We start from the raw sequence: 25212 nt of genomic DNA on the forward strand, positions 1-25212 counted from the left end.
CCCGCGCCCGGATGACGACATGAGAATTCGCGTCTACGCCACCCTGGCCGTGCTGGCCGTGGCCGGCCTGCTGGCCTATCGCCAGTTCGCGCCGACCGCCCAGCCCGCCCCGCCGGCCGCGCCGGTCGAACCGCCCTTGAGCGCCGAGCGGCCGCAACCGCCGGCGCCGCCCGCGCTGCCCGAGCCGCCGGCCGACAGCGCGCCGCCACCCTGGGCCGCCGGCGACCGCGCCCGGCCGGCGCCAGCCGCTCGCCCCGCGCCCGCGCCCGCGCCGGCCCCTTCGGCGCGCGAACAGGCCATGGCCGAGGCGCACGCCACGCTGCAGCGCCTGAGCACCGCGGCCGCCCCGGACCTGGCCGAGCTGGACCGCGCCCTGCGCGATCTGGAACAGGCCCATGGCTCGCCCGAAGTCGGCGGCGTGCGCCTGGACGTGCTGCGCGCCAACCTGCGCGTGGCCGAGCGCCTGTCGGCACTGGGCCAGCAATTGCAGGCGCTGCAGCAGCAACCGGCCGGCGAGCCGGGCCGCGCCGAAGCGATGCGCCAGATCGGCGACGAAGTCGCGGTGCTGCAGAAGCAGCTGCGTACCGATTACGTCGTCGACACCCCGGCGGCGCGCCGATGACGCGCCGCGCCCGCCCCTCGGCGGCCGGCCGCCAGCATGGCTACACCCTGCTGGAGGTCGCCATCGCGCTGGCGGTCGTCGGATTGCTGGGCGCGGGCCTGTATGGCGCCCAGCAGGCGCTGTACAACCATGGCAGCCAGGGCCAGGCCCAGGCCGAGGCCGAGCGGGCGCGCCAGGCGGTGCTGGCCTACGCGCTGCGCATGCAACGCCTGCCCTGCCCCGACACCGCCGGCAACGGCTGGGCCAGCCAGGCCGACGGCCAGTGCGCCCGGGCCTCGGGCTGGCTGCCCTACGAAACCCTGGGCCTGGCCGGCGCCGCGCCGGGCGCCAACGGCCGCCGGCTGGCCTACGCGGCGCTGCGCGTGTCCGGCGGCCCCGACCTGTTCCGCCCGAGCGCCGGCGCCGCGCCGGTGGACTACAGCCCCGGCGGCCAAGCGGCCTTGTACGAGGCGCTGCGCCGCGCCGGCCAGATGCCCTACGACGGCGCGGCGCTGCGCCTGGCCACCGCCCGCCAGGGCGTGGCCGACCCTTGCGCCAGCGCCGGGCAGGTCAATCCGGCGTTCGTCGTGATTGCGCCCGCCACGCCGGCCGCCGGCGGCGCGCTACCGGTTTTCTCCGCCGCGCATGCCGCGCTGGCACGCGGCGCGGCGCTCTGCGCCATCGCCCCGGCCGGCGGGCGCGCCAACCAGAACAGCGACGCGGTCGCGGCAGTCGGCACAGCGGAACTGCTGGGCTGGCTTACCGCCCGCGCGCATTGACACAGCTGCCCAGATGAAATCCCGATCCTTCGCTCCCCTCGCTCCCCTCGCGCTCGTGCTGGCCCTGGCCGGCTGCGCCGACACGCCCCGCAGCGTTCAGAACTTCCCCAAGACCGACCACGCGGCCTTGCAGACCACCTCGAACGCCGTGGCCGAGGAATCGGCCAAGCTGCTGGCCCATAACGACGAAATGCTCCAGCGCGTGCAGCGCATCCAGCCCATCGTGCCGAAACTAGATCCGATCGCACCGCAATACGACCCGCTGGAAGACAAGATCATCAGCGTCAACATGCACGACGCCAAGGTCGGCCAATTGCTGTGGGCGCTGTCCGACCAGCTGCGCATGAACCTGGTGGTCGATCCCCAGGTGCTGGACATGCCGCAACGCGCCAGCCTGTACCTGCAGCGCGTATCGGCCCGCGAAGTGTTCGACCGCATCCTGCAGGTGTTCGATCTGCACGGCGCGGTGCACGGCAATGTGCTGACAGTGTCGCTGATGCAGGAGCGCGTGTTCACGGTCGAAATGCTGGGCGGCAACACCGCGCTGGACATCCAGACCGGCGGCGACGTGTTCGGCGGCAGCGGCAGCAGCGGCGGCAGCAGCACCCTGCGCGGCGACCTCAAGCTCAGCGGCAAGGTCGGCGACGATGCCGACGCCTACAAGCAGCTGGCCGAGGCCATCGGCAAGGTGCTGGAAGACACGTCGTCGGGCGTGCCGGGCGGCGCGCCGGCCGAGAAAAGCCGCTACAGCCTGGACCGCACCACCGGCTCGCTGTACGTGCGCGCGCGCCCGGCCAAGGTGCGCGCGGTCGAAGAGCTGATCCGCCGCAACCAGGCCACCATACGGCGCCAGATCCAGGTCGAGGCGCAACTGATCGACATCGAGCTGAACGACGGCTTCGAGTTCGGGGTGGACTGGAACCTGCTGACCAACCACCTGTCGGGCCGCTACGGCTCGGGCGCCATCACGGCCAACACGCCGGCCGGCACGCAGCCGGGCAGCGGACTGCTGCCGCGCTCGATCAATATCCCGGCCCAGGTCATCGGCAGCGCCGCCGGCGTGGGCGGCGGCATCGGCTTCGCCAACGACACGTTCTCGGTGGCGTTGAACGCCCTGCGCTCGTTCGGATCGGTCAAGGTGCTGTCCAACCCGACGGTGCGCGTGCGCAACGGCGTGCCCGCCTATCTCAGCGTGGGCGCCAACGTGCGCTACGTCACCGAGATCAGCACCACCTTCAACAACATCGGCGGCGGCTCGTCGAACTCGTCCTCCGACGTGCAGACCGACTCGCTGTTCTCCGGCGTCGTGGTGGGCGTGGCGCCCTTCATCCACGAGGACGGGCGGGTCGAACTGTTCGTGCACCCGATGCAGACCCAGGTGCAGCCGCAGAGCCTGGCGCTGGTGGACGTGGGCAACGGCAACAGCGTGACGCTGCCCATCATCAACACCAAGAGCATCACCACCACGCTCAACCTGAACAACGGCGACACCGTGGTGCTGGGCGGGCTGATCGACCAGCAGTTCACCAACGCCAACAAGGGGCTGCCCGGGCTGTCGGACATCCCCGGCGCGGGCGTGCTGTTCGACAACCGCAGCGACAGCCACAAGAGCCGCGAGCTGGTCATCATCCTGAGGGTACGCGTGATATGAGCCTGATCTACGACGCATTGCGCAATGGCCCGCCCGCCGCGGGCCCGGGCGGCCCGGTGGGCCACGGCTTTGCCGGCGCGCCGGCGCGGCCCGCGCGCGGCGGCCAGTTCGCCAGGAGCCTGGCGGTGGCGATCGTGTTCGGCGCCAGCCTGGGCATGGCCGGCTGGATCCTGGCCGCCGACGGGCTGGCCGACGGCGCCGGCCCGGCGCGCCCGTTGCCGCCGCAGGCGGCGCCGGCCGGCCTGCCCGCGCAGGCGGCGCGCGGCCCCGCCTCCGATGCGCAACAGCTCAATGCGCTGCTTCGCCAGATGATGGCCAACCAGGAGCGCCTGGAAAGCATGCAGGCCGAGCTGGCCGCCATGGCGCCGCCCGCGGCGCAGGCGCCAGCGCCGGCGGTCGGCTTCCCGCTGCCCGGCGCAGGCGCGCCGGGCGCGGCGCTGGCGGCGGCCTCCTACGCGGCGCCGGCCGCGCGCATGGAGCCGCCCGCCATGCCGGCCGGCGCCTTCATCGTGCAGGACAAGCCGGCGCGCGCCGGCGCGGCCAGCGCCAATGCGGTGGCGGCCATGGCCGAGGCCTTCGACCGCGCCGCCGCGGCCGGCGACCTGGGCACGGCGCGGCGCCAGCTCGACAGCCTGCGCGCCGCCCTGCCCGGCGAAAGCCTGACGCTGTTGCGGCGCCAGGCCTGGCTGCACATGTACGGCGGCAACGACCGCGCCGCCGCGGAGAGCTATCGCGCCCTGCTGGCGCGCCTGCCCAACGACGAGAACGCCGGCCTGAACCTGGCCATCATCGAGGCGCGCCAGGGGCGCGTGGCCGACGCCCGCGCGCTGCTCGAGCGGCTGCGCCAGCAGCACCCCGATTCACGCGGCGTGCGCGCCCTGCAGGAGCAGATCGGCCATGAGCAACGCTGACGGCCTCGCCGATCCGGCGCACCGGCGCCTGGGCATGCACACGCCGCCCTTTCCGCCCACGCCCGACGCCGAACACTACTTCCATACCGAATGGCTGCAGGCGCGCCAGGCCGAGGCCGCGCACTGCCTGGCCAGCGGCAAGGGCTTCATCCTGCTGACCGGCGAGATCGGCACCGGCAAGAGCACCTTCCTGCGCCAGCTGCTGGCCGCGCTGGCCGAGCGCCAGGCGCTCAAGACGAGCCTGGTCTTCAACACCTTCCTGCAGGGCGAGGCGTTGCTGGCGGCCATCCTGAAGGACTTCGGGCTGCCCGCGCACGGCTCGGCGGCCGACCACGTCGAACGCCTGAACGCCTTTTTGCTGGAGCAATGGCGCGCCGGCGCGCTGTGCGTCCTGTGCATCGACGACGCCCAGAACCTGAGCCTGGAAAGCCTGGAGCTGCTGCGCTTGCTGTCGAACCTGGAAAGCGGCCAGGAAAAGCTCCTGCAGATCGTGCTGTGCGGCCAGCCCGAGCTGGCCCGGCGGCTGGCCCGTCCCGAGATCCGCCAGCTGACCAGCCGCATCGGCGAGCACATCCGCCTGCACACGCTGGACCGCGCCGAGACCGGCCGCTATGCCGCGTTCCGCCTGGCGGTCAGCGGCGCGGCCGGCCGCATCGACCTGTCGCCGCGCGCCGTCGCGGCCCTGTACCGGCGCAGCCGCGGCAATGCGCGCCGCATCCATCAGATTCTCGACCGCGCGCTGTACGGCGTGCTGCAACAGGGCCACGGACGCATCGACGCCGCGCTGGTGCGCCGCGCCGCCGCCGAGGCCGGCATGGCGCACGCCACGGCGCCGCGCGCCACGCGCCGCGCGCGCCTGCCCATGGCCGCGGCCGCCCTGGCCGCCGGCGTACTGGGCACCGGCGCGCTCTACGCGGCCGGGCCATGGCGGGCCGCGCCCAGCGCCCCCGCGGCGGCCGCCGCCCAGGCCGCGCCGGCCCCGGCGCACGCCTTCGACGCGTGCCTGGCCGCGCTGGCCGCCGAAGGCGCCGATGCCGCCCGCCTGCTGTGGGTGCCCGACGCGCCGGCCGGCGTGGCGGCGCTGGCGCAAGGCCGCGCCGGCCTGTGCGCGCGCGAACGCGACGGCCGCACCGACCTGGCCTGGCGCGCCCCCTGGCGCCCGGAAGACTTCGCCAGCGGCGGCCCGCACCCTTCGGTGCGGGCCCTGCAGCAACGCCTGGGCGCGGCCGGCCTGCTGGCCGCGCGCGCCGACGGCATCTACGGCGCGCAAACGCGCCAGGCGCTGGCCAGCTTCCAGCGCGACCACGCCTTGCCCGCCACCGGCAGCCCCGACCCGGCCACCCTGCTGCTGGCCGCGCTGGCGCTACCCGCCGAGGCGGCCGCCCCGATCGAGGAACCCGTTACGCATGACTGAAACTACCTTGAGCCCGACGCCCGCCGCCGAAGCCGGCCAGCCCGCCAGCACGACGCTGGGCGGCCTGATGGTCGAACGCGGGCTGCTCACGCCGGTGCAACTGCTGTATGCCGAGCAGAAGCACACGGTCGAACCGCTGCCGCTGAGCCGCCTGCTGATCCAGAACGGCCTGGCCGAGGAGCGCGTGGTGGTGGCCACGCTGGCCGAACTGCAAGGCATCGAGTTCGTCGCCGGCGACGTGCTGCCCGAAGCCGACCCGCAGGTGCTGGCCATGTTCAACCGCGAACTGTGCCTGACCCACAACTTCCTGCCCCTGCGCCGCCAGGACGGCGAACTGCAGGTGCTGCTGGGCGAGGCGGTGCCGGCGCGCGTGGCGGCGCTGGTCCTGCAGCGCACCAGCCTGCGCTGCCGCTTCATGCAGGCCGAGTTCTCGCTGGTCACCCGCCTGATCCGCCACAGCTATTACTTCGCGCAGAACCCGCTGGAAAGCCTGCTGGCACGCGAGGTGCGCCGCCTCTCCGACGACCCCGACCACGCCTTCAGCCCCGACAAGGTGTTGGACTACCTGCTGCACCTGGCGGTGCGCGAGCGCACCACCGACATCCACATCACCGCCGAGGCCAACAGCCTGCACGTGCTGTTTCGCGTCGACGGCGTGCTGCGCCCCATGATGGCGCTGCCGCCCAGCCTGCAGCGCCTGCTGGGCTACATCAAGCTGACGGCGGAGATGGACATCTCGGACCAGCGCCGACCGCAGGACGGCAGTTTCCGCGCCCACATCCTCGACGCCGCGCTGACCATCCGCGTGTCGACCATCGTCACCGAACACGGCGAGCGCATGGTCATGCGCCTGCTGCCCGAGCACAACAACCTGTCCGGCCTGGCCGACCTCGGCTTTTTCACCGAAGACGTCGAGCGGCTCGAACGGCTGTTCGCCAAGCCCAACGGCCTGGTGCTGATCACCGGGCCCACCGGCTCGGGCAAGAGCAGTTCGCTGCACGCCGCGCTGCGCATGCAGTCGCTGATCGAGCGCAACGTGCTCACGGTGGAAGACCCGCTCGAATACCGCGTGCCCGGCGCCGGCCAGACCGAGGTCAACCGCCGCGCCGGCTACGACTTCACCACGGCGCTGCGCCACTTCCTGCGGCACGATCCGGACGTGATCCTGCTGGGCGAAATGCGCGACGCCGAAACCGCGCAGGCCGCGGTCGAGGCCGCGGCCACCGGCCACCTGGTGCTGTCCACGCTGCACGTCACCAGCGTTTTCGGCGTGGTGCCGCGCCTGCAGCCGCTGGGCCTGGATTCGCAGTCGATCGCCGAGAACCTGCTGGTGGTGGTCAACCAGCGGCTGGTGCGGCAGAACTGCCCGTTCTGCGCCGCCGAGGTGGCCTTCACGGCGGCCGAACGCGCCTGGCTCGGCGTGGACGAGCACGCCACCGGCCGGCGCGGCGCGGGCTGCAACCGCTGCCGCCAGACCGGCTACCTGGGCCGCCTGCCGGCCTATGAGATCCTGGAAATCGACGAAACGCTGGCCAACGCCATCGCCGACAGCGCCGGCCGCGAGGCCATCCGCTCGCTGGCGCATGCGCGCGGCTTTCGCGGCATGGCCGAGCTGGCGCGCGAGCGCGTGCGGCGCGGCCAGACCACCGCCGAGGAAGTGCTGCGCGTGGTCGGGGACGGGCCGGCGCCATGAACCTGTACTACTACCGCCTGCTGCTGCCCAACGGCAAGCTGCGCAGCGGCCTGGTCAAGCTGAGCGTCGAGCGCGACGCCTCGGCGCGCCTGTGGCTGGAGCGGCAATACGGCGCCACCGTGGTGCGGCTGCGGCGCATGCCGCGCTGGGCCGCCGAGGCGCACCGCAGCGTCTCCGACGTGTTTCGCCCCGGCATCCGCCCCAAGGAACTGTCGGGCATGCTGCGCGACCTGGCCGTGATGACCGGCAGCGGCATCCCGCTGCTGGAAGCGGTGCGCACGGTCTCGGAGGAGAACGCCAGCAAGCGCAGCAACGTCGCGCGCGTGGGCAAGCGCCTGCTGGAAGACCTGGACGCCGGCGCGCCGATCAGCGAGGCGGTGGGCCGCCAGCCCGACATCTTTCCCGAGACGGTGCGCAACCTCATCCTGATCGGCGACGAAACCGGCTCGATGGACCGCATGCTGCTGGAATCGGCCGAGCACCTGGAACGCATCGCCGCCATGAAGGCCGATACGCGCCAGGCGCTGATCTACCCGGCCTTCGTGTTCCTGGCCATCTTCGGCGCCGCCGGGTTCTGGATCCACTACGTCATCCCCAACCTCGTCGGCCTGTTCCAGCAGATGAACGCCAAGCTGCCCGCGCTGACCATCGCCGTGCTCGATGGCGCGGCCTGGCTGACGCGCCACTTCGGCAAGGTCACCCTGGGCATGGCGGCGCTGTTCGTCTCGCTGTGGCTGGCCTGGCGCTACTTCAGGCCGATGCGCCGCGCCGGCTTCTACCTGCTGCACCGGCTGCCGGTCAGCAAGGTGATCGTCACCTCGTCGGGCCTGGCCTTCTTCGCCGAATACATGGCCATCCTCATCCACGCCGGGCTGGACGTCGTCAAGAGCCTGTCCATCCTGGGCCGCGCCATCGGCGACGACTACTACCGCGACCGCATCGTGGCGATCCGCCAGATCATGGAGCGCGGCGAGGGCATCTCCACCGCCATGCGCCACGTCGGCGGCTTTCCGCCCATCATGATGCGCATGATCGCCGTCGGCGAGGAAACCGGCACGCTGGACCGCCAGCTCAGCTACCTGGCCAAGGAATACGGCACCCGGCTGGCGCGCGTCATCGCCATGCTGTCCGAAGTGATCAAGCCGCTGGTGATCCTGATCGCCGGCGCCATGTTCACCCTCCTGATCGTGGCCCTGCTGCTGCCGGTCTACGACCTGGTGCGCCAATCGATGGCCGCCCGTCCGATGTGAGCCCGCCCATGTCCGCCCCACGCCTTTCCCCGCCGCCCGGCCGGCCGGCCGCCCAGCGCGGCATCAGCCTGGTCTGGACCGCCGTCCTCATCACCGTGATCGGCCTGGCCATGACGGCCGGCTATCTGCTCATCCAGGCCGGCGCCGAGTCGCGCCAGGCGCGCCAGCAGGACGCCGCCCTGGCCTGGGCCGGGCAGCTGCTCGACGGCTACGCCTCGGCCTTCGGCCGCCTGCCCTGCCCGGCCAGCACCGCCGACGGCCAGGAAGATTGCGGCGCCAACCCCAACGGCAAGGGCTGGCTGCCGATGCGCACCCTGGAGCAGCACGGCGCCCTGGCGCTGCGTCCCGACCTGCAGGCCAGCCGCCCCGACGGCGCGGCGCCGGCCATCCGCTACCTGGTCTACCGCGACGCCGCCGCCGGCGTGGACCTGGCGCGCCAGGGCGCGCCCGACGCCGACAGCCGCTACCGCGCCAAGCGGCCCGAGTACAAGCCCTCGGCCCCCGCGGCCGGCGACTACTACGTGCGCGACGGCGACCAGAACAGCACCGCCGACCTGTGCCAGGCCCTGCATGCCATCTCGCCGCTGGAGCTGCCGGCCGCCACATCCGACACCTGGCAATTCCATACGCCCGACGCGCGCGCCGGCACGACCGCGGCCGCGTACGTGCGCGACCCCGGCGGGCGCGTGGTCAACGTGGCCTATGGGCTGGCGATCGCCGGCAAGGGCAGCGGCGCCAGCCTGTTCGGCGGCGCCAACGCCACCGCCGCCAATACGCTGGAATGGCCGGCGCGCGCGCACGACGCGCAATACGGCGACCGCGTGCGCGTGGCCGGCGCCGCCCAGCTGGCGCGCACGCTGCAATGCGCCCCGGTCATGGCCTCGCTGGACGCCATGGCCGCCAGCCGCGCCGCGATGGAGCAGGTGGTGGCGCAACGGGTCGAGAACGTGGACTCGGCCGGCAGCGCGCGCACCAGCGTGCTGCTGGCCTATGCCCTGAACACGGCCGGCCTGCTGGGCGATGCGGCGGCCATCAAGACGGCCGTCAGCAACATCACGGTCAGCTCGGTGTTCCTGGGCAACGCCGTGGCCGGCTGCGCCAGCATCATCCTGGCGCCCGGCTTCTGCTGGCAGATTCCCATCCACACCGCCGCGCTCACCACCGCCAAGGTCGCGCTGGTGCAGGCCAGCGCCGCGCTGGCCATGCACGCGTCGATGTATGCGCCCATCGCGCTGGCCGACGCCCAGGTCAAGGAAGCCACCTCCAAGCTGGACGGCAAGTACGGCGCGCCCGACTCCGAGGACCCGGCCATCTGCTCCATGGTCGACGCCATCACCGAGCAGCAGGACGAAATCCGCCGCGAGGCCGACGAGAACCGCGCCGAACTGGCCAGGAACCGCGAGGAAATGGCGCGGCTGCGCAAGATCATCGAAGACGCCGAGAAGGAATTCCGCAACGAGCCGCGCCAGGGCAGCAGCGAAACCCACCGCCAGGAAATCGCCCGCATCACCGCCGCGCGCATCGTCGCCGAGCAGGCCTACGACGCCGTCAAGAGCGAGATCGACAGCATCGACCAGCGCATCAAGGACAGCAAGAAGGGCATGGATTCCATGCGCAAGCAGATCGACGACATCGACCAGGACAAGGCGGTGATCAAGCCGGATGGCGCCTCGGCCGAGCAGTTCGAAATGAGCAAGGAATACTGGCTGGACGTGCGCGCGCGGCTGGTCGAGCAGCTGGCCAAGGAAGAACAGAAGCAGCGCGACCTGGAGCAGGAAAAGCGCGACAAGCAGGAACTGCTCAAGCAGCGCGACACGCAGCGCAAAAGCGCGCGGCAGGCCTTCTCGGCGCTGCTGTCGCGGGCGGACTCGGTGGAGATTTCCAAGCCGCAGCCGCCCACCGACGCGGATCCGTCGCCGCCGCCCATCATTTACTTCGCCTACTGCACGGGCCAGAAGACTCCGGCGATCTTCAACATGTGCGCCGCGCTGATCGACAGGTACTACAAGGCAAGCCGCGACTACAAGCACATCGCCGACGCCGACCCGGCGCTGGAGGCCGACATCGCCGACAAGGACCAGCAGATACGCGATCTCGAGAAGGACAAGGCCAATGCGCGCGCCGTGTGCGAGGCGGCCCGCGATGGCGAGCACGCCGACGACTACGACGGCAATCTCTACAACCCCTGGCAGCAGGCTCAGAAACTGATGAACGCCTCGATGCATTACGGCAGCACCGCGCCGGTGGAGCTGCGCAATGACTGAGCGCACCGCCACGCGCCGCCGCCAGGGCGGCTGGAGCCTGCTGGAAGCGGCCACGCTGCTGGCCGTGGCCGGCCTGTTCGGGGTCATGCTGTGGAATCTGCTGCCGGTGCTGCGCCAGGCCGGCGGCGCGCCCGCGCAGCAGGCGGCGCTGGAGCAGGCGCGCCAGGCGCTGGCCGGTTTCGTGCAAAGCCACGGCCGCCTGCCCTGGCCGGCGCCGCCCGGCTCGAACGACGGGCTGGAAAACGCCGCGGCGGCCGGCGGCGCGCAGGCGCTGCTGCCCTGGAAAACGCTGGGCCTGGCGGCCGATCCGCGGCTGGGCTACCAGGTGCGCGGCGCGCTGGCCAGCCCGGCCGCGGTCAGCTTCACGCCCGCCAACCCGGCGCTGCCGACCGCCGAGCTGGCCCGCACGCAACGCAACGACCTGGACTTCTGCGCCGACCTGGTGCGGCTGCAGCGCGCCGACGGCGCGGCCGCGACGCCACCGCATGCCTACGCCGTGTCGGCGCAGGGCGACGGCCAGGGCGCGGCGCCGCTGCGCCTGGAAACCGGGGTGGGCGAACTGGCCGCCCAGCTGCACTGCCCCGCCTACCTGGCGCGCGCCGCCGGCGCCGCGCACAGCGCCTTCGCCGCGCAGGACCTGCGCGCCATCGCGGCGCTGTACGCCACCTACAGCGAACGCCACTACGACATCCGCGTGGCCGAGCGCGACTACGCCGACTACCAGGTCAGCATGGCCCAGCTCACCGTCATGCTCGCCACCTACCAGGTGGCGCATTCGGCGGCCATGATCGCCGGCATGACCATCGGCACCGCCTCGGCCGTCCTCAGCATGGGCAAGTCCACCGCCGTGCTGGCCGCCGCCGGCTACTCGCTCAAGTCGGCCTCGGACACGCGCGACAAGAAGGACGAAGCGCTGGGCCGGGCCCTGGTGTTTCGCGCCGCCACCCATGTCTACCAGGCGCGGGTCGAAGACTACGCGCGCAACGAAATCGACAACGCCCAGCGGGTGCTGGGCAGGGGCCTGCAACCATGAGCACGCACGTTCTGCGCCCGGCGCGCCGCCAGCGCGGCTTCTCGCTGGTCGAGGCCGCCATCTCGCTGGTCATCCTGGGCATCATCACCGTGGCGCTGTGGCGCTTCATCGACTTCAGCGGCCGCAATACCCAGGCCGGCCAGGTCGACGACCTGCTGGCGCGGGCCGACCGCGCGCTGCTCGGCTATGCGCTGGCGCACGCCCGCCTGCCCTGCCCGGCCAGCAACACCGCCGGCATGGAAAACTGCGGCGCGGGCGAGGCCAGCGGCTACCTGCCCTACGCCACGCTGGGGCTGCCCGAGCCGCGCGCCGGCCAGATCCGCTACGGCGTCCTGCGCGGCGCCGCGGCCATCGACCTGAGCGCCGCCACGCCCATCCTGGCCACCCTGCGCACCGGCATGGCCGCGCACCAGCAGCCGCTGCGCATGCTCGACAGCTTCGACGGCGATCCGGTCAACAGCCCCGGACCGCGCGGCCAGGACCTGTGCCTGCGCCTGAACGCCGCCATGAAGTCGGCCGACCACGCCGACCGCCTGCACATCGATGGCGGCGCCGCCGGCGCGGGCGGACAACGCCTGCAGGCCTATGCGCTGGCGCTGCCGGTCGCGCCGGGCGCGGGGCACGGCGCCGGCGCCGCCGGCGATGGCCGCATCTCGCGCGGGCCGGCCTTCGCGCCGGCGCGCGGCGCCTCGGCGGTCAGCGACCAGCCGGCCGGCCTGAGCGCCAGCCCGCGCGAACTGTGGGACCGCCTGCGCTGCGGCGACGCCATGTCGGCCAGCGCCCGCGCCCACGCCAACGTCTCGCTGGCCGCACACATGCTGACCCAGTCCACCCGCGACTACTACTACCAGCTCGATGTGCTGCACCAGCTGGCGGTGGCGTCCAAGAAGCTGTCCGACGCCAAGGCGGTCGAGGCCGGCGTGGGCGTGCTGACCGGCACGGCCGGCGTGCTCAACTCCACCTCGCAGACCCTCTGGTCGTTCGGCGTGCAGTCATACCTGATCCCGCTCTACATCGCCGCCGAGGCGCACGCCATCGCCAACGCCGCCAAGTCGGCGGCGGTGGCCATCGAGGCCGACGACCTGGTCAAGCAGCTGGCCCGCATCAAGGACGCCACCGAGAGCCTGGCCGACGAGCTGATCACCCTCAACGAGAACGTGCAGGCGCACAGCCTGGCCGCCGCGCGCTCCGGCGTCTTCCTGTATTGAGGCGGCGCGTCCGCCCTGGCCCATCCATGCAAAACCGCAACTCCGTCCGGCGCGCGCGCGCCCAGCAAGGCTTCACCCTGGTGGAAATCTCCGTGGTCCTGGTCATCATCGCGCTCATCATCGGCGCGGTGACGGTGGGGCGCGACGTCTACCGCAACGCCGTCAACCAGCGCATGATCAGCGACTTCGTGCAGCCCTGGGCCATGGCCTACAGCCAGTACGTGGCCGCCACCGGCCTGCCGCCCGGCGACGATCCTGCCAACCCGACCGGCCGCGTCAACGCCGCGCTGGACCGGCCTCTGTGCAATACCGACACCAATCCCGAGCTCAGCACCTTGATGCTGCGCGCGGGCATACGCCCGCCGCAAGGGCGCGGCCCCGGCCTGGAAGACCGCTATGTGTACCAGGACAGCCAGGGCCTGCCGCAGGAGCTGCAGGTGTGCCTGCGCGCGGCCAACTGGTCCGAAGCCGCCACCACGCCCACCACCTACCAGGCCGTGACGCGCAATGTGATGGAGTTGCGCCGCCTGACGCCGGAGCTGGCGGCCATGCTGGATCGCCAGGTCGACAACCAGATCGACGCGCGCTTCGGGCGGCTGCGCGAGAACAGCCGCGCCGGCGACCTGACCCAGGACGGCGCGCCCTGGAGCAAGACTGAAGCCGACCTGGACAACGGCCAGGCGGCCACCATGACGGGTTATCTGTTGATGCCCTAGGCGGCGTGGAGCCGCTCGCGCGTCAATTGGCGCAGCACGCTGGGCGCCACGCCGTACACGCCGCTGAAGGCGCGGCTGAACTGCTGGGCGTTGTCGAAGCCGCACGACAGGTAGACCACCGTCACGTTGTCATGCCGCATTCGCTCCGAGGTCAGCAGATCGAAACTCCGTTGCATGCGGCGCGTCTTCAGGTAGCGGGCGAAACCGCCATGCGCCTTGAACAGGCGGAACAGGGTCGAACGCGACAGGGCGAAGCGCTGGCACACGTCCTCGTAGCCGAAGCCCTGGTCGTGCAGGCATGCGTCGATATAGGCGCGGATCTGCGCCAGCGGGTAGCAGCGGCCGTCGCCCTGGGCGAGGCTATCGGCGCGGGCCAGGCCGGCGACGACCGTGTCGCGCAGGCCGCGCAGCAGCGTATCGGACAAAGGGCCGGCCGCCAGCGCCGGCAGCATGCCGGCCAGCCGGCGCGCGGTCACGCTGGCGGCCGGGGCCACCGTGCCCGCCGAGGCGGGCTGCCCCGCGCCCTCGGTCCAGGCCAGGCAGCCGGCGAAATCGTCGCAGGCGTCCAGGCGCCAGGGGCGCGCCAGGTCCAGCAAGAGGCAGTCGCCCGGCGCGGCCGCGGCCTGTACGTCGCCGTCCTGCGCCAGGCGCACATGGCCCGCGCGCAGCGCCACGGCCAGCACGCCCCGGCGGGCATCGCGGGCGATGGCGACGGCATCGCGCGCCACGCTGAAGCCGCCCGCCTGGCAATCCAGCGCGGCGGCGCCCGGCCCGGCCTGTCCGTGGATGCGCACGCGCCGCGCGCCGTCGGCGCGGTGCGCGCGCATGGACAGCAAACCGCAGGCCGCCAGCGCGGCCAGGGCGTCGTCGGACCCCGCGTAGGCGGCGCTGTCGAACGCCGCGCCGGCCAGCGCGTCGTTGGCCGCCAGGCCGGCGCCATCGGCCCGGCCCCGCGCCGCAGGCAGCGGCTCGCGGGCGTCGGCCAGCCACGGCGCACCGTGCAGGGGCGCGAACTGAAGCGGACGGGACAAGGAAAATGCGTTCATGGAAACCTTGGACACCGGCATGACACCGAAGCGTAGGCATTCTAGGAATCCAACGGTTTAAAGCGTGTTGAATTAATTCAACACATTCTTGCTATAGTTGAACCGTAAACAAACGTAAATTAAACGCAAACAAGAAACAAACAGCCGTGAATGTCCATGTAGCGGGGGAAACACCAGCGGCGCAGCCGTACGCAGATATCGAAGCGCTGCCTTTTTCGCGCCTGCGGCTGTTGGGGGGCTTCGAACTGGTGGTGCGGGGAGTGGACCGCACCGGCGCCTTTCCATACGAGAAAGCCAAGCTGCTGCTGGCCGTGCTGGCGCTGGCGCCGGGCGAGCGCGTCAGCCGCCGCGAGCTGGCGGCCTGGCTGTGGCCCGAGCTGCCCGACAACGATGCGCGGGCGCGCCTGCGCCATGCGCTGCACGCCCTGCGCAAGGTATTCGCCCAGGCGCCCGAGATGCTGCGCATCGAGAAGGACAGCCTCTCGCTGGACGCGGCGCTGCTCGATATCGACGCGCTGGCCGTGCTGGGCCTGCACCCGCGGCTGGAATACGGCGCCGCCGACAAGCTGTCGGCCTACCAGGGCGCCCTGCTGGCCGGCATCGACCTGCCCGACGGCGAATCCATGCGCGGCTGGCGCGACGACTGCCAGGCGCGCATCGATATCGAGCTGGCCCTGGCGCGCAGCCAGCTGACCGACTTCTACATCGGCCAGGGCCGCGAACAGGAAGCGCTGGTGCACGCCAAGCGCTGGGTCAGCCGCTGGCCCGAGGACGAGGCCTGCCACCGCCACCTGATACGCCTGCTGGTAGCCCTGGACGACCGCGAAGCCGCCATGCGCGCCTTCGACCATTGCACCCAGGTGCTGGCCGACCGCCTGGGCGCGGCGCCCAGCAACGAGACCTGGGCGCTGCTCGAGCCCGGCCAGCACGCCATGCCGGCCATCGCCGCCAAGCCGGCCCGCATCCGGCCCGGCCTGTACCGGCCGCTGGCGGTGCTGGCCATCAACGTCGACATCGACGCGGCCACCTGCCATGACGACGCCGAGCGCGCCATCGACATCCAGCAACGCGCCATACTGCACATCGAGCGCCACGCCCTGGCGCTGGGCGGCTGGCTGGCGCCGCGCGCCACCAGCACCGTGCTGGCCTATTTCGGCTACCCGGCGCTGTCCGAGCGCCCCGCCCATCCGGCCGCGCGCCTGGCCGACCGCCTGGCCTCGGCCGACCTGCCCGACGGCGTGACGCTGGGCATGGGCCTGCATGCCGATGTCGCCCTGACCGAGCCCGACGGCCAGCCCGACGCCGGCAGCCTGGCCGCGCGCCAGGCCGTCCGGCTGGCCTGGCAGGCGCGCGACCGCGAGACCCTGGTGACGCAGGCCTGCGCGGTGCGCCTGTCGGAGTGGCAGCTGGTGCAGACCGGCCGGCGCAGCGACGACTACCAGGCGCTGGGCGCGCCCACGGCCCACGCCCCGGCGCGCCGCATGTTCGGCCGCAACCACGAATTCGAGCGCCTGACGGCCCTGTGGAACCAGCTCAAGGGGCGCGAGCGGCCCCAGGCCGTGCTGCTGCGCGGCGTGGCCGGCATCGGCAAGACCGCCCTGGCGCAGGCGTTGATCGAGTATGCGCGCCAATCGGGCGGCGAAACCGTGCTGCTGGCCGGCCAGGAACACATGGCGGCCACGCCCTGGCATCCGGTCAAGGCCTGGCTGCGCGCCCACAGCGGCATCGGCGAGATCGAACCTGGCGCCGGCCGGGCCGCGCACGCCCATCTGGTCGAGCGCCTGCGCGCGCACACGGGCCTGCGCGCCGCCGCGGCCGAACGCCTGTGGCAATGGCTGCACGGCGCCGACGACGGCGCGCGCGGCGAGGCGCAGCAGGACATCGATCTGATCGAAATCCTCACCTCCATCCTGATGCAGCGCACGCCGGCCGGCCGGCCGCAGCTCATCGTCTGGGAAAACCTGCACTGGATGGACCCGGCCAGCCTGGGCCTGATCGCGCACCTGGCCGGCCGCGTCGTCTCCGGCCCCACCCTGCTGCTGGCGACGGCGCGCGATGTCTACACGCCGGCCTGGGACCACCAGGCCATCACGGTGCCGCCGCTGGACCGGGAGGCCACCGCGCAGCTGGCCGCCTCGCTGGCGCGCACGCACCGCCTCAGCCAGGGCCAGCGCGCCCAGGTGCAGCAGGAGAGCATGGGCAACCCGCTGTATGCCGGCGAACTGGCCAAATGCGCCGCGCAGCTGGCCATGCCGCAAGGCGTGCCCAGCCTGGCCGACCGCGTGGCGCTGCAGCTGAACCTGCTGATCGAGCCCGAGCGCCACACGCTGCAGATGCTGTGCCTGCTATGCGACGACGGCCCGGCCGACGCCGCCCGCCTGGCCGAGGTGCTGCAGACCACCCCCGCCGCCCTGGCCACGCGCCTCGAAACCCTGGGCCGCCACGGCCTGCTGCACCTGGACGCGCAGCAGCGCTGGCGCTGTCCGCCGCCCATCGCGCAGGCCGTGCGCCGCTACATGCTGCGCGAGCAGCGCGGCGCCCTGCACCAGCGCATCGCCCAGCACCTGCAGCAAGGCGCCGGCGCGCCGCACGAGATTGCCCGCCACCTGCAGCAGGCGGGCGACCCGCAGGCCGCGCAATGGTGGCGCACCGCGGTCTGGGAGGTCGTACGGCGCGGCGACTATGCGCAGGCGCACCGCTATCTGGACAACGCCCTGGCGCTGCGGCACCAGATCGAGTCCGATGCCGAGCGCGACGAATTCGAGTTCGCCTGCCACATGGTCCGCGGCGAACTGGCCGGCAACCTGGACGGCCCCGGGTCGATGGCGGCCGCCCAGGCCTATACGCTGGCGGTGCGCGTCAGCCCCGGCGACCCGCAGAGCCGCTTCACCGCGCTCTGGGCGCTATGGAATGCCTGCCAGCACAGCGGCGACTACGACGAGGCCGTCAGCCTCGCGCACCAGCTGCTGAACATGGCCCACGAACACGGCAAGAGCGGCTGGCGCACCTGGGCCCTGTACGCGATGGCCATCTGCGAACTCTGGAAGGGCGATGTCATCGAGTCCGAACGCCTGCTGCGCCAGGCTTTGCAAGGGCTGGTGTTTCCCCATACCGATATCGGCCCGGCGCCCATCCTGGGCGAGAACGCCGGCGCCCTGATCCACGCCATGCTGGCGCTGACCGTCGCCACCCAGGGGCGCGGCGACGAGGCCATGCAGAGCGTGCAGACCGCCATGGCCTACGCCCGGCAGGACAACAACCCCCTGATGCTGGCCGCCAGCAGCATGATGCTGGTCAAGTTCAGCTATCTGTACGAGGACTGGGCGCAGATGGGCATGGTCGCCGACGCGCTCAAGCAATCGATGGACGCGCACCCGCTGCGCCCGCAATTCCTCTACGCCCTGACCAGCTGCTATGTGGACCTGGCCGCCGCGCTGCGCGGCGATGCGTCGGTGATCGACAATTTCGAGCCGGCGCTGGAGACGATACGGCGCGCCATGCCCACCGCCGAAGTATCCGGCCAGTGCCTGCTGGCCTGCGCCCTCAACGCCCTGGGCCGGCCGGACCGCGCGCTGGTGGCGCTGGACCGCGCCGATCTGCTGTGCGCGCGTTTCCGCATTGCCGGCATGATGCCCGAGACCCTGTGCCTGCGCGGCGACGCCCTGCTGCTGCTGGGCGACCTGGAGCAGGCCTGCGCCGCATGGCGGCAGGCCATCGGCCACGCCAACCGACTGGCCGCGCTGCAATATGCGCGCTGGGCGCAGCGTCGCCTGGACGCCAACCAGCTGGTGGCGACGGGACCGTGACGGGCCGCGCCACGGGGGATGGACGCCAGCGGCAGCGTGTGCCTGTCCCCACTGGGACAGGCACACCGTCGCGGACCACGAACATTTGACTGCCAGGACGACAGGCCCCCGGATGCCCGTACTCAGTTCCCCGCCAGGCCCAGCTTCTTGACGATGGCCTTTTCCGCCTCGAACTGCTCGGCGGCATAGGCCGCGTAGGCCTCGCCATCCATATAGACCAGTTCCTGGCCATATTGCGTCAGCACTTCCTTGAAGGCGTCGGATTGCGCCACCCGCTTGAAGGTGTCGTGCAGGGTCTTGCGCACGTCGGCCGGCAGACCCTTGGGCGCGGCGATGCCGAACGGCGCGTAGACCGCCGGCGTGCCGTCCAGTTCGTTGAGCGACGGCACGTCGGGGAACTGCGCGCTGCGGTGCCCGCCCCAGGTCACCAGCATGCGCATCTTGCCCGACTGCACCATGGGCATCACGGTGGTCGAGCCGGCGTAGGCGGTAAGCTGGCCGCCCATCACGCCCTGGATCACATCGGACTCGCCCTTGTACGGCACGTGGCGCCAGCTCACGCCGTTGCGCGCCGCGATGTCTTCCATCATGACGTTGGAGGCGCTGCCCACGCTGGCGGTGCCGTAGGTCACATCGCCGGGGTGCGCCTTGGCGTAGGCGATGAACTCGCCCCAGGTCTTGTACGGCGAATCGGCCGCCACCGCCACGCCCAGCGTATAGCCGCTGAGCATCATCACGTACGTGAAATCGCGGGTCGGGTCATAGCCGACGTTCTGGATGTGCGGCATGCGGAACACCGGGCTGGGCAGGATGGCCAGCGTGTAGCCGTCCGGCGCCGCCGTGGCCAGGGCGCGCGCGCCCATGGTGGCGCCCGCGCCGCCCTTGTTCTCGATGATGATGGACTGCCCCAGCTCGGGCGCGGCCAGTTCGGCGAACTTGCGCACCACGATGTCGGTCGAGCCGCCGGGCTGGTAGGGCACGACGATGCGCAGCGTGCGGTTGGGAAAGTCGGCCGCCTGGGCGGCCCCGGCCACGCAGGCCGCGCCGGCCAGCGCCGCCAGCGCGGCGCCCAGTTTGCGATAGAGGTTCATGGTTGTTTCCTTGGTTCTAGGCAGGTTGCCAGCAGGCGTCGAAAGCGCGGACGAAGTTCTCGCCCAGCACGCCCTTGATCTGCGCGTCGCTCAGCCCGCCGCGCGCCAGCGCCTCGGTCAGGCCGCCGAATTGCGCGGGCGTGGGCGTTTCCACCGGATAGCGCGCTTCCATCACGTCGCCGAAGGCATTGGAGAAGTCGCCGCCCGAGGCCGCGTACTTGGTGCGCGACATCACCATCACGTGGCGCACCGCCTCGTAGGTGTCGACCGCCGGGAAGTCCGTGCCTATGCCCACGTGCTCGTAGCCCACCAGGTCGCCGATGTAGCGGATGTTGGCCACGAAGTCGTCCAGCGTGGGCTGCTGGCCGGCCTGGCCGCGCCAGTTCAGGTAGGCATGGATGCTGCAGCCGACGACCCCGCCGGTGGCGGCCACCGCCTTGATCACCGCATCGGACTTATTGCGCGGCCGGGCAATCACGGCGTTGGCGTTGGCGTGCGTGAGCAGCACCGGACGCGTGCTGTGGCGCGCCGCGTCCAGGCAGGTCTGTTCGGCGCAATGGCTCAGATCGATGGCGATGCCCACCCGGTTCATCTCGCGCACCATCTCGACGCCCAGGTTGGACAGGCCGGCGTTGCGCTTTTCCAGGCAGCCGTCGCCGATCAGGTTTGCCTCGTTGTACGTCAGCTGGATGACGCGCATGCCCAGCGTGTGGAACAGCGCGATGCGCTCGAGCCGGTCGCCCAGCGGACGGGCGTTCTGCCAGCCCATGATCAGGCCCAGCTTGCCCTCGCGCTTGGCGCGCGCGATGTCGGCGGCGCGCTCGACCAGCGTCCAGCCCGAGGCCGGATCCTGGCAGCGCTGGCGCCACGCCATGACGTCCTTGAGCGCCTGTTCGAAATCGGCGCTCATCTCGGTCACGGTCAGGTTGATCGCGCTGACGCCGCCGGCCAGCATGTCGCGGGTGCTGCCGTCGCTGAAGAACACCAGGCCGTCGACCACGACGGCATCCCGGTGCAGGTCTGCTGCCAAAGCCATTTGCATTTCCCCTTGCACAAAGTGTGAATCGGCCTCGCGGCCCGACGAAATCATTCGGAAAACCTCGTAAACCGGAACGGCTGGACCGCCGACTGCGCGGCCCGGCCCCGGATCATGTCCGCCACCAGTTCGCCGACCGCCGGCCCGATGCCAAAGCCATGGCCGGAGAAGCCCGAGGCCAGATAGGCCCCATCGAGCGCCGGCACCGGCGAGATCACCGGCAGCGCGTCGGGCGTGACGTCGATATAGCCGCCCCACGACGCCGCCACGCTCGTGGCGCGGAAATCCGGAAACGCCTGCACCAGCCGCTGCCAGGCGCGCGCCACCGCGCTGGCCGAGGGCGCCGGATCCAGCACCCGGCAGCGCTCGAACGGCGTGGCGCGGTCCAGCGCGAAGCGGCGCGGAATCGCCAGCTCTTCGAAAAAGCGCTTGCCCAGCCGCAGCTTGACGAACGCATTGTTGGCCAGCCAGGCGCGATAGAACTTGCCCAGCAGGCGGAAGCTGTCGGGCACGATGTCGGCCATCGACGCGCCGAACTGCGACACGGTATAGCCGCCATCGGCGCGCTTGCGGCAGGTGAAGTCCTTGCCGTTGACGGTGGCGGCCAGCGGCAGGTCGCACGGCGCGGTGCGCAGCACCGAACCGCGCACCTTCAGCTGCGGGAAGTCGGCGCCCGAATTGCCGCACAGCAAGCGCGACCACGCGCCCGCGGCCATGACCACCGCTTCGGCGGCCACCCGGCCGCGCTCGGTCACCACGCCGTCGACCCGCCCGGCCGCCGTGTCCAGGCCGCGCACCGCGCACTGTTCGAACAGGGCCGCGCCGTGCCGGCGCGCCAGGGCGGCGATGCCGTGGGTGGCGAGCTCGGGCTCGGCCACGCCGTCCGAGGCGCTGTACATGGCGCCGCTCCAGGGGCGGCGCGAGGCCGGCAGGCAGCGCAGCGCCGCCTCGCGGCCCAGCAGGGCGGCGTCCACGCCATAGGTGCGCGCCTGCTCGATCCAATGCTGGTGCGTGGCGGCGTCGCGCTCGTCCTCCTGCAGGTACAGCATGCCGGTGCGGCGATAGCCCACGTCCACCTCGGCCTGGATCTCGGTCCATAGCGCATGGGCGCGCAAGGCCAGCGGAATCTCGGCGGCATCGCGGCACAGCGTGCGCACCCAGCCCCAGTTGCGCGACGATTGCTCGCCGGCCAGGCGGCCTTTCTCGAACAGCGCCACCGAGACGCCGGCCCGGGCCAGGGCGTAGGCGGTGCTGACGCCGATGATGCCGCCGCCGATGATGGCGACGTCCACGCGCCGGGGAAGCGCCTCGTTGACGGGCTTGGAATCCTGCATTATCTTATCGAATAGCGATAACATGAATCTGTTATTCGATATTTAGTCATTGTTTTCGGTGAGTGTCAACGACGTTTTCCTGGTGACGGATGGCATCCGGCGGCCGGGCGCCGCAAGGTACTATCGCCTGTCAATAACCCCGATCACACTCCGATGGCCGCGCGCCATCGCAAGGCAAGCACACCCATGGCGGAATCGGCATTGCTCATTCAATCGCTGGAAAAAGGCCTGGCCGTCCTGGAGGCGTTTCGCAACAGCGAAACCATGAACCTGCAGGAAATCGCACGGGCCTGCGGCATCACCAGCGGTTCGGCCCAGCGCGTGGCCTACACGCTGGAGCGCGCCGGCTACCTGAAGAAGGACCCGGTCTCGCGGCGCTACCGCGTCACCGTCAAGGCGGTGGGCCTGGGCTACAGCTTCCTGGCGCGCGAGCCGGTGTTCCAGCACGCGCACGCCGTGCTGCACCAGCTCAACCAGGAGTGCGGCGAGATCGTCAACCTGTCGGTGCCCGACGACGAGGACAACATGGTCTTCGTGATGCGCATCCCCACGTCCAAGCACATCCCGGTGTACATGCCGGCCGGCACGCGCATTCCGATGCTGTCCTCGGCGTCGGGCCGCGCGCTGCTGGCCCACCTGCCGCCCGATCAGCTGGAGGCGCGCCTGGCCCGCATGGCGGTGCCGCGCCACACCTCGCGCACCACCACCGACCTGGCCGTGCTGCGCCACCTCATCGACGAAGCGCGCGAGCACCGCTACGCCTACGCCGACGAAGAGTTCTACCAGGGCGACATCAACGTGGCGGCCACCATCGTCGACGAAACCGGCGCGCCCGTGGCCGCGGTCAACATCTCGGTGCCCAAGCCGCGCTGGTCGCTCGAACGCGCCCGCGAGGATCTCGGCCCGCTGGCGGTGCGCGCCGCGCGGGCGATCAGCAAGAACGCCCTCTGATCCCTCCCGGGCGCCGCCGCGCCCGCCCCCCCTCCCAGGCCCTCGCCCGCCGTGACGGCGCGGCACGCCGCCGCCTCGACTTCCTCCCCCGAATAAATACCAACCGGTATCTATAGGCGGATATCCAGCTAACATGGAAAACCTGGGTATTTACGAGCTAAACAGGCCCATATTCGATCACGGCGTTTCACCGATTGACCCATGACATACCAAATGGTATGTTGACTTCGTCATGCGAATCCGGTCGCAGGAACCGGCTGGCGGCGACCCCCGCATGCCTTCCCCTCCAACTCTCAGCAAGGAAGTCATCGCCATGGATTCCCCCCGTTGGAAAAAGCGTCCGGAAGGATCGAACTGGGGCGACTTCGGTCCCGACGATCAGATAGGGCGCATGAACCTGCTCACGCCGCAGGCGCGGCTGCGCGCCATCCGCGAGGTCGAGCACGGCATCGCCTTCTGCCTCAGCCTGCCGCTGGACTACCCCGGCGGCAACACCCTGTTCCAGCACCGCAAGGCGCCGCGCTTCTTCTACGAAAAGCGCGGCCCCAGCCACAACTACAACTTCCGCCTGTCCAACGTGTGCGGCTGTTTCAGCGACGTGGTGTCCGACGACGCGGTGCTGATGTACACGCAGTACTCCACCCAATGGGACGGCCTGGGCCACGTCGGCCAGATGTTCGACGCCAACGACGACGGCATACCCGAGAAGGTCTACTACAACGGCTATCGCGGCGGCGTGGAGGTGGTGGGCCCCGACGACGCGGCCGACAACCTGGGCGCCAGGGCCATCGGCATCGAACGGCTGGCCACCGCCGGCGTGCAGGGGCGCGGCGTGCTGGTCGACCTGGAGCGCCTGCACGGGCGCGAGCGCGCGCTGGTCGGCTACGACGGCCTGATGGCCGCGCTGCGGGCGCAGCGCGCCAGCGTCGAGCCCGGCGACTTCCTGTGCCTGTACACCGGCTTCGCCGACCTGGTGCTGGAGATGAACAAGCAGCCCGACGGCGAGGTGCTGGCCCGCTCCTGCGCGGTGCTCGACGGCCGCGACGAGAAGCTGCTGCAGTGGATCACCGACTCGGGCATCGTCGCCATCTGCGCCGACAACTTCGCCGTCGAAGCCTATCCGGCCGGCCCCGGCAAGGGCGAACACTACCCGGGCCTGCCGCTGCATGCGCACTGCCTGTTCAAGCTGGGCCTGAACCTGGGCGAACTCTGGTACTTCGCCGAACTGGCGCAATGGCTGCGCAAGCACGACCGCTCCAGCTTCCTGCTGACGGCGCCGCCGCTGCGCCTGCCCGGCGCCGTGGGCTCGCCGGCCACGCCGATCGCCACGGTCTGACCCGCCCGCGCGGCGCCATGCCGCAACACGCATCACTGCCGCACCTCGCGGCGCTTCCGCATCCGCGGCGCGCCGCGCACGACAACGACAGGAGACAAAGCCATGACCGTACGATTCCAGGCGCTGGCGCTGGCCGCCGCGCTCGCCCTGCCCGCCGCCGCCCTCGCGCAGGACCCCGCCGCCAACTATCCCGACAAGCCCGTAACCCTGGTCATCCCGTTTCCGCCCGGCGGCACCAGCGACGTGGTGGGACGCCAGCTGGCCCAGCAACTGGGCGAGACCCTGGGCGGCTCGTTCGTGGTCAACAACAAGGCCGGCGCCTCGACCCTGATCGGCGCCACCTACGTGGCGCGCGCCCCCAAGGACGGCTACACGCTGCTGCTTTCCTCGGGCAGCACCTTCACCGTCACGCCGCACCTGATGCGGCAGATGCCGTACACGCTGGAGGATTTCGCCCCGGTGGCGGCGATCGCGACGGTGCCGTTCGCCTTCGTGGTGAAGAAGGACTTCCCGGCCCGCAGCGTGGCCGAATACGTGGCCTACGCCAAGGCCCATCCGGGCAAGATCAACAACGCCACCAACGGCCAGGGCAGCATGGTGCACCTGCTGGGCGAACTGGTGGCCACGGGCCTGCAGGCCCAGGTGACCCAGGTGCACTACAAGGGCGCGGCGCCGGCCACCATGGACATGATAGGCGGCATCGTCGACTCCAACGTCGAGGCCCTGACCAGCGCGCTGCCCAACGTGCAGGCCGGCCAGTACCGCGCGCTGGCGGTGCTCAGCGCCGAACGCCAGCCGCTGATGCCCGAGGTGCCGACGTTCCGCGAGCTGGGCTACCCCTCCATCGTGGGCGAGACCTGGTACGCCGTGTTCGCGCCGACCGGCACGCCGGCCCCCGTGGTGGCCAAGCTGAACGCGGCGCTGCGCGAGATCACCGGTTCGACGCGCTTTGCCGAGGCCATGCGCAAGTTGGGCAACGAGGCGCGCACCAGCACCCCGGCCGAGCTGACCCAGATCACCCAGCGCGAAAGCCAGCGCTGGGGAGAACTGATCAAGCAGGCGGGCATCCCGCCGGTGCAGTAAGGGCACGGG

19 protein-coding genes are annotated in these 25212 nt (G+C 71.4%); 15 read left to right on the forward strand and 4 right to left on the reverse strand.

What is annotated here, in order from left to right:
- Positions 1-19 precede the first annotated feature (19 nt).
- From CAL11_RS20425 to CAL11_RS20475, 11 genes are all read left to right on the forward strand, one after another.
- Positions 20-622 (forward strand): hypothetical protein, encoded by a 603-nt coding sequence (locus CAL11_RS20425; RefSeq protein ID WP_033470217.1) that lies wholly within the window; start codon positions 20-22, stop codon positions 620-622.
- Positions 619-1380 carry a type II secretion system protein gene (locus CAL11_RS20430; protein WP_033470215.1) on the forward strand — a complete coding sequence of 254 codons (762 nt, stop codon included), beginning with the start codon at positions 619-621 and terminating at the stop codon, positions 1378-1380. Before CAL11_RS20425 ends, CAL11_RS20430 begins: the two co-directional genes overlap by 4 nt.
- A gap of 13 nt (positions 1381-1393) precedes the next feature.
- Positions 1394-3031 (forward strand): pilus (MSHA type) biogenesis protein MshL, encoded by a 1638-nt coding sequence (mshL, locus tag CAL11_RS20435; protein WP_033470213.1) that lies wholly within the window; start codon positions 1394-1396, stop codon positions 3029-3031.
- Positions 3028-3942 (forward strand): tetratricopeptide repeat protein, encoded by a 915-nt coding sequence (locus tag CAL11_RS20440; RefSeq protein WP_086094054.1) that lies wholly within the window; start codon positions 3028-3030, stop codon positions 3940-3942. The genes mshL and CAL11_RS20440 overlap by 4 nt, the downstream gene beginning before the upstream one ends.
- Entirely contained in the window at positions 3929-5356 is a 1428-nt protein-coding gene (locus CAL11_RS20445; protein ID WP_244172850.1) for an ExeA family protein, read from the forward strand. Before CAL11_RS20440 ends, CAL11_RS20445 begins: the two co-directional genes overlap by 14 nt.
- A gap of 67 nt (positions 5357-5423) precedes the next feature.
- Positions 5424-7049 (forward strand): GspE/PulE family protein, encoded by a 1626-nt coding sequence (locus CAL11_RS20450; RefSeq protein ID WP_086094646.1) that lies wholly within the window; start codon positions 5424-5426, stop codon positions 7047-7049.
- Complete coding sequence (locus CAL11_RS20455) at positions 7046-8299, forward strand: type II secretion system F family protein (protein ID WP_033470207.1); 1254 nt, start codon at positions 7046-7048, stop codon at positions 8297-8299. The genes CAL11_RS20450 and CAL11_RS20455 overlap by 4 nt, the downstream gene beginning before the upstream one ends.
- A gap of 8 nt (positions 8300-8307) precedes the next feature.
- Positions 8308-10563: a hypothetical protein gene (locus CAL11_RS20460; RefSeq protein WP_244172852.1), complete on the forward strand. Its 2256-nt coding sequence runs from the start codon at positions 8308-8310 to the stop codon at positions 10561-10563.
- On the forward strand, positions 10556-11596 hold the full coding sequence (locus CAL11_RS20465; RefSeq protein ID WP_086094056.1) for a type II secretion system protein: 1041 nt from the start codon (positions 10556-10558) through the stop codon (positions 11594-11596). The genes CAL11_RS20460 and CAL11_RS20465 overlap by 8 nt, the downstream gene beginning before the upstream one ends.
- Entirely contained in the window at positions 11593-12804 is a 1212-nt protein-coding gene (locus tag CAL11_RS20470) for a type II secretion system protein (protein ID WP_086094057.1), read from the forward strand. Before CAL11_RS20465 ends, CAL11_RS20470 begins: the two co-directional genes overlap by 4 nt.
- Positions 12801-13520 (forward strand): type II secretion system protein, encoded by a 720-nt coding sequence (locus CAL11_RS20475; protein WP_086094058.1) that lies wholly within the window; start codon positions 12801-12803, stop codon positions 13518-13520. The genes CAL11_RS20470 and CAL11_RS20475 overlap by 4 nt, the downstream gene beginning before the upstream one ends.
- Here the strand turns inward: CAL11_RS20475 and CAL11_RS20480 are convergent.
- Entirely contained in the window at positions 13517-14551 is a 1035-nt protein-coding gene (locus tag CAL11_RS20480) for an AraC family transcriptional regulator (RefSeq protein ID WP_244172854.1), read from the reverse strand. The genes CAL11_RS20475 and CAL11_RS20480 overlap by 4 nt on opposite strands.
- A 161-nt stretch (positions 14552-14712) precedes the next feature.
- Between CAL11_RS20480 and CAL11_RS20485 the strand changes: the two genes are divergently transcribed.
- Entirely contained in the window at positions 14713-18372 is a 3660-nt protein-coding gene (locus tag CAL11_RS20485; protein ID WP_086094059.1) for an AAA family ATPase, read from the forward strand.
- Between the two features lie 122 nt (positions 18373-18494).
- On the opposite strand, the gene CAL11_RS20490 is transcribed toward CAL11_RS20485, so the two are convergent.
- Genes CAL11_RS20490 through CAL11_RS20500 form a run of 3 tightly spaced genes read right to left on the reverse strand, consistent with a single transcriptional unit; the run spans position 18495 to position 21857 of the window.
- Complete coding sequence (locus CAL11_RS20490) at positions 18495-19463, reverse strand: tripartite tricarboxylate transporter substrate binding protein (protein WP_086094060.1); 969 nt, start codon at positions 19461-19463, stop codon at positions 18495-18497.
- A 16-nt stretch (positions 19464-19479) separates the two neighbouring features.
- Positions 19480-20499 (reverse strand): dipeptidase, encoded by a 1020-nt coding sequence (locus tag CAL11_RS20495; RefSeq protein ID WP_230590467.1) that lies wholly within the window; start codon positions 20497-20499, stop codon positions 19480-19482.
- A gap of 50 nt (positions 20500-20549) precedes the next feature.
- Entirely contained in the window at positions 20550-21857 is a 1308-nt protein-coding gene (locus CAL11_RS20500; protein WP_086094061.1) for an NAD(P)/FAD-dependent oxidoreductase, read from the reverse strand.
- A gap of 177 nt (positions 21858-22034) precedes the next feature.
- On the opposite strand from CAL11_RS20500, the gene CAL11_RS20505 reads away from it, so the two are divergent.
- The 3 genes from CAL11_RS20505 to CAL11_RS20515 all read left to right on the forward strand — a co-directional run bounded on the left by CAL11_RS20505 (position 22035) and on the right by CAL11_RS20515 (position 25203).
- Complete coding sequence (locus CAL11_RS20505; protein WP_244172856.1) at positions 22035-22784, forward strand: IclR family transcriptional regulator; 750 nt, start codon at positions 22035-22037, stop codon at positions 22782-22784.
- 313 nt (positions 22785-23097) lie between these two features.
- Positions 23098-24120: a cyclase family protein gene (locus CAL11_RS20510; protein WP_086094063.1), complete on the forward strand. Its 1023-nt coding sequence runs from the start codon at positions 23098-23100 to the stop codon at positions 24118-24120.
- 102 nt (positions 24121-24222) lie between these two features.
- A complete protein-coding gene (locus tag CAL11_RS20515) occupies positions 24223-25203 on the forward strand; it encodes a Bug family tripartite tricarboxylate transporter substrate binding protein (protein WP_086094064.1) in 981 nt (326 codons plus the stop codon).
- Positions 25204-25212: the final 9 nt, after the last annotated feature.

This window comes from Bordetella genomosp. 6 (assembly GCF_002119705.1).
Classification (GTDB): domain Bacteria; phylum Pseudomonadota; class Gammaproteobacteria; order Burkholderiales; family Burkholderiaceae_B; genus Bordetella; species Bordetella bronchiseptica_F.

Excerpts from the sequence above, each read along its gene's own strand:
- CAL11_RS20425 (WP_033470217.1), top strand. The coding sequence starts at position 20 with ATGAGAATTCGCGTCTACGCCACCCTGGCCGTGCTGGCCGTGGCCGGC.
- CAL11_RS20430 (WP_033470215.1), top strand. The coding sequence starts at position 619 with ATGACGCGCCGCGCCCGCCCCTCGGCGGCCGGCCGCCAGCATGGCTAC.
- mshL (WP_033470213.1), top strand. The coding sequence starts at position 1,394 with ATGAAATCCCGATCCTTCGCTCCCCTCGCTCCCCTCGCGCTCGTGCTG.
- CAL11_RS20440 (WP_086094054.1), top strand. The coding sequence starts at position 3,028 with ATGAGCCTGATCTACGACGCATTGCGCAATGGCCCGCCCGCCGCGGGC.
- CAL11_RS20445 (WP_244172850.1), top strand. The coding sequence starts at position 3,929 with ATGAGCAACGCTGACGGCCTCGCCGATCCGGCGCACCGGCGCCTGGGC.
- CAL11_RS20450 (WP_086094646.1), top strand. The coding sequence starts at position 5,424 with ATGGTCGAACGCGGGCTGCTCACGCCGGTGCAACTGCTGTATGCCGAG.
- CAL11_RS20455 (WP_033470207.1), top strand. The coding sequence starts at position 7,046 with ATGAACCTGTACTACTACCGCCTGCTGCTGCCCAACGGCAAGCTGCGC.
- CAL11_RS20460 (WP_244172852.1), top strand. The coding sequence starts at position 8,308 with ATGTCCGCCCCACGCCTTTCCCCGCCGCCCGGCCGGCCGGCCGCCCAG.
- CAL11_RS20465 (WP_086094056.1), top strand. The coding sequence starts at position 10,556 with ATGACTGAGCGCACCGCCACGCGCCGCCGCCAGGGCGGCTGGAGCCTG.
- CAL11_RS20470 (WP_086094057.1), top strand. The coding sequence starts at position 11,593 with ATGAGCACGCACGTTCTGCGCCCGGCGCGCCGCCAGCGCGGCTTCTCG.
- CAL11_RS20490 (WP_086094060.1), bottom strand. The coding sequence starts at position 19,463 with ATGAACCTCTATCGCAAACTGGGCGCCGCGCTGGCGGCGCTGGCCGGC.
- CAL11_RS20495 (WP_230590467.1), bottom strand. The coding sequence starts at position 20,499 with ATGGCTTTGGCAGCAGACCTGCACCGGGATGCCGTCGTGGTCGACGGC.
- CAL11_RS20500 (WP_086094061.1), bottom strand. The coding sequence starts at position 21,857 with ATGTTATCGCTATTCGATAAGATAATGCAGGATTCCAAGCCCGTCAAC.
- CAL11_RS20510 (WP_086094063.1), top strand. The coding sequence starts at position 23,098 with ATGGATTCCCCCCGTTGGAAAAAGCGTCCGGAAGGATCGAACTGGGGC.
- CAL11_RS20515 (WP_086094064.1), top strand. The coding sequence starts at position 24,223 with ATGACCGTACGATTCCAGGCGCTGGCGCTGGCCGCCGCGCTCGCCCTG.